Here is a 4,670-nt window from a genome sequence, read left to right as displayed (position 1 = left end):
TTGATGTCCAAAATTGTGTTTCGTTCACTAACTCAAGGTTAGCTACTAAAAACTTTATTGATTACGTTTTGCTTGTTCAGTTTTCAAGGTTCATTTATAATTGTTTCTCTTTGTTAAGAGTCAACTTTTATATAATAACATGTTTTATACAGAATGTCAAACAGTTATTTTATTTTCATATTGTTTTAGCTGCATGATCAGCAGCAACTTTTATATAATATCACCCACTTCATAGAACGTCAATAGTTTTATTCGTTTTTTTAAGTTTTATAACCTAAACCTTGGCCACGATTTTAAAAATTGAATAGTACGGTTTCTTCCAATTTCTAAAAGCGTTTCTTTAGTCTCTTCATCTAAATCAAATTGTGTGGAGCTATAATCATCGACAGGGATGAATATTATATCTCTTTCGTGCCGTCTTGAAATATACCTTTCATCATGAGCATCTTTCATAGTTGAAAATAAAGCTTCAAATAAATTTAATCCGTTTTTAATTTCATGTGGATGTTGTTCTTCTCTACGTCTACTCAATTTAAGCCCTATAATCGGTCGCACTTTACGTCCTTCTCTATCATCAAATACCCATAACGGAAAATTACTCAATACACCGCCATCTACAATAACCGAATCTCCTTTTCCTGTTTTTAACGTAACCGGTTCAAAGAAAAATGGTATACCGCAACTCATACGTAAAGCACAGGCTACAGAAAAATTATCCGCATCAATATGATACTTTTGTAAATCATCTGGTAAAACTATCATTCTGCCATTTGTTAAATCTGACGCCACTAATTTTAACGAATCTCTAGGTAAATCTCCGAATGTATAAACTCCTTTTGCAGCTAGTTTCTTAAAAAACCATTTTTCTAATGCTTTTCCTTTATATAAACCTAAATGATGATAAACATTAACCCACTTCATAAACGGGAATGGTAAGATTGTTTTCCTTGGATCTAGTAATGAAGGTACATCCAACTCTTCCAGCATTGTTTGGATTTCTTTCCCGCTATATCCTGCGGCAATAAAAGCAGCTAATATGGCCCCAGCACTCGTCCCAGCTACCCGTTTAAAGCGAAAATTTTCAGCTTCTAGTACTTGATACGCTCCAACAAGTGCAAACCCCTTCAAACCACCACCAGAAAAAACACCATCAATCCACAAAATTCCCTCTCCTTTTTAATGTAATCGTTACATTATATAAAAAGTTATATACGATTAGAACGAACTCAATGTGTATTTTGTCGAATTTACAAATGACTTTCATACTGGTATACGGATCTAAAAATAGTAAAAGGATTAGCTCTGTATAAGTTAGAGCTAATCCTTTTAACTTAATTAATGTTATTGCTTAGATTACTTAATTTTAAAATGTGCAATTTGACCTTTCAAGTTTTCAACCATATCATTTACTTGATTAGCTGTTCCTAGCATTTCTTCCATAAAAGCAGATTGCTCTTGCATAGTTGAAGCAATATTTTGGGTACCTGCTGATGTTTGCTCCAATGATTGCACAGTTGTCTCAGTAGTTCCTAATACTTGTTCAGAGCTTGCTGATATTTGTTCTACTGTTGAAGCAATTGATTGCGTTCGCATACTAATGTTTGAAATTAAAGATGAGATTTTTTGGAAAGTATCTCCAGCCAATCTTATTGCGACAGTCTCTTGATCAATTTCATCTACTACTCTCGTAATAGCTTCAACCGATTCATTAGAATTATTTTGCATTTCAGAGATTAATTTAGTTATGTCATTAGCAGATTGGGCAGATTGTTCTGCTAAATGTCTTATTTCATCTGCGACAACAGCAAACCCTTTTCCGTATTCACCTGCACGAGCAGCCTCAATAGCTGCATTTAGTGCTAGTAAATTAATTTGATCTGAAATACTTGTAATTACATTTGTAATTTGTCCTACTTCTTTAGAACGTTGATGCATTTGTTCAGTCATTTGCATAGAGGCTTTTGAAAGCTCGTTAATTGAATCAATTCCTTGTACGGATTGTTGAATGACATTATTACCTTGATTGGATTCTTCAGATGTCTTAATAGATTCATCTGAGACGTTTGTAGTAGATTCTGTAATTTCTACTATCCCCTCTGATATTTCTCTAATCGCAATTTGATTTTGAATAGCCCCAGTTGTTACCATTTCGCTACTTACTGAAACTTCTTGAATTGCTGCTGATACCTGATTAGCCATTTCTGTCACTTGCTCTATACTTTGAGTCAATTCTTTAGACCCGTTTGCTACATAGTCTGCTGTTGAGGATACATGACCTATAACTTCTTTTAGCTGTTCTTGCATACTATTAAAACTTGATGCAAGCTGACCAATTTCATCATTACTTGTATTTTTTATTTCCTGTGTTAAATCACCCGCTGCAATTACTTTAGTATAATCTACAAGTTCATTTAACGGTTTAGAAATTCTTTTAGCAGTGAAATATGCTAATATACCACTTACCACAATAAATATAAGAGCTAATAATACACATACTTTTATTAATAAACTTTCTAGATCAACTATAAAATCTGCATCTTCATCTAATCCTAAGACAGAATCTGTTCCTTGAACTTGTAAAAATGTAGACTTATGAGCGCCATAATCATCCTTATAAATATCACTTGTAACCATTTTAGTTGTACCTAGCGCTGCTTTTTGTTCATCTGTAAACGCTAGTGGCGATAAATACTTATCGTCATTACCTAAAAATAAAATGACTTCTTTATTATCTACTTTACTCATAATATACACATTTTCTAAATCATACTCTTCTTGAAACGCATTTCCTCTAGACAACAATTCTTGATATGCACTTTTGTTTGTTTTAGCACTATTGATTAATTCTTTATCAAATAACTCATCAAAGTCCTCCATTTTCATTGTTAAGCTCTCTTCAAACTGAGGAATAATATACCCGTCAATTAAACGATCAGCTACAATAAAAATGGCTAAGCTAAAAATTATGCTTATAACAACAATAGGCATTAATACGTTTAATAATATTTTCTTTCTAATTGTCATACCTTTAAACATCATTAACGCTCCTAACCTCAATAAATAAATTAGTCATTATTAAACAAATACCAGTTCTTTTAACGTTATATATTGATTCAGATCTAAATTCAATAACCTTATATTTTCATTTAAATCCGGTGACTTATGAAAGATTACAGCAAAAGTAGAGCTTTCATTTACTTTCATTGGTCGATATTCTAAAATTTCACCAAAATTTAGTTTAAACGCTTCATGATTAATAGATACAACTTGCTTACAATCAATAGAAGCATCTATTTCAGCACAACAAAAACTATAAATTGAATCATCCATTTGATTAACTATATTTCCCCAATCAGGCTTTTCTTGTTTAAAAAAGTACTCACATGCGTTTACACCATATGCATGAACGCCAAGTTCATTTGTACCGATACCAGCAAATCTAAGTGGATTTACTTCAATAGGAACAATCTGTTCATCATTATCGATGCGAATTTCAATATGTATTGGGGCAGACTTTAAAGCGAAGAACGATGAAATAGTTCTTAAAAACTCTTGAATTTTGTTGAGGGACTCATTTATTACTTGCTTACTTGTATAGTAAATCCTATCGCTCATGTCTTTCTCATGCCTAAACATTCTTTTAAAAAGATTTAGGATAACAGGTTCCCCTTCTTCTGTAAAATATACGTCAACAGCGTATTCATCGCCTTCTATCAATTTTTCAATTATAAATGATTGATTATTAATAACTTCGATTGGATACTCTGAACTTGTAACTTCCATTTCAAACTTAAGCTGTTTAATAGTTTCTTTATATTCTTCTACCTTATCAATACGATGTACACCTATACTTGAATATCCTATAACAGGCTTAACAATAATAGGGAAAGGTAGAGCACTAGGATCTAATTCTTCTAATTCTTTTAGAGAAACTTCTGTGAAAAAGAAATCTTTATAATGTCTACTTAATGTTTTTCTGAAAGTAACTTTATTTTTCAGAATATCTGTAACAGTTGTTAAATAGTGATTAGGCGCATATTTTGATAAAATATTAAGTCCATTTTCAGAGTTAAAGAGAATTGGAGAATTCCCCTTCTCTAATTCAATCAACAAATCGTCTACCTTTTTTAAATTTATAGTAGATTCGTTTGGTATAAAAACTTCATTTAATTTGATTACCGGAATTTTATTCTTACTAATTGTGTTCGCTAATAATTTCGAAACATAAGGTCTATCTAGTATTATCAATATTTACACTCCTATATATATATTTTTTACATAACTATATCCTAATAGTATGTAAAAATAACCATTACCTATTTTAATATAAAATACCTACAAAAGCCATAATATTACCTTTTAATACTATGGGTAATTTTACATCGAAATTAATATGAAAGCATAATGAAATATCTAAATACTAATGAGCATATTCGACTATATAAAGATTAACTTTTGCTAAAGTAAATAAAAAAATCGAGAAGCTTAAATTAGCTTCTCGATTTTTTACTATTGGTTAAATACTATTTGTATAATTTTATAAAAAAAATAGCCAGCACTCAGCTGACTGTTTATATTGCCTAGCGACGTCCTACTCTCACAGGGGGAAGCCCCCAACTACCATCGGCGCTAAAGAGCTTAACTTCCGTGTTCGGTATGGGAACGGGTGT

3 protein-coding genes and 1 rRNA gene are annotated in these 4,670 nt (G+C 31.5%); all 4 read right to left on the bottom strand.

Annotation, left to right across the window (positions count from 1 at the left end):
• Positions 1 to 267: 267 nt before the first annotated feature.
• Entirely contained in the window at positions 268 to 1,161 is an 894-nt protein-coding gene (locus tag ACFVT8_RS24460; protein WP_387086416.1) for a patatin-like phospholipase family protein, read from the bottom strand.
• A gap of 192 nt (positions 1,162 to 1,353) precedes the next feature.
• Positions 1,354 to 3,036: a methyl-accepting chemotaxis protein gene (locus ACFVT8_RS24455; protein ID WP_387086413.1), complete on the bottom strand. Its 1,683-nt coding sequence runs from the start codon at positions 3,034 to 3,036 to the stop codon at positions 1,354 to 1,356.
• Positions 3,037 to 3,075: 39 nt separating this feature from the next.
• A complete protein-coding gene (locus ACFVT8_RS24450; RefSeq protein ID WP_387086410.1) occupies positions 3,076 to 4,248 on the bottom strand; it encodes an ATP-grasp domain-containing protein in 1,173 nt (390 codons plus the stop codon).
• Between the two features lie 330 nt (positions 4,249 to 4,578).
• Positions 4,579 to 4,670 (bottom strand): 5S ribosomal RNA (gene rrf / locus ACFVT8_RS24445); the annotation flags it as partial.

It is taken from the genome of Lysinibacillus sp. NPDC058147 (genome assembly GCF_042884205.1).
Classification (GTDB): Bacteria; Bacillota; Bacilli; order Bacillales_A; family Planococcaceae; genus Lysinibacillus.
Note: the sequence above shows the minus strand (reverse complement) of the source record. Positions and strands in the feature narration are given on the sequence as shown.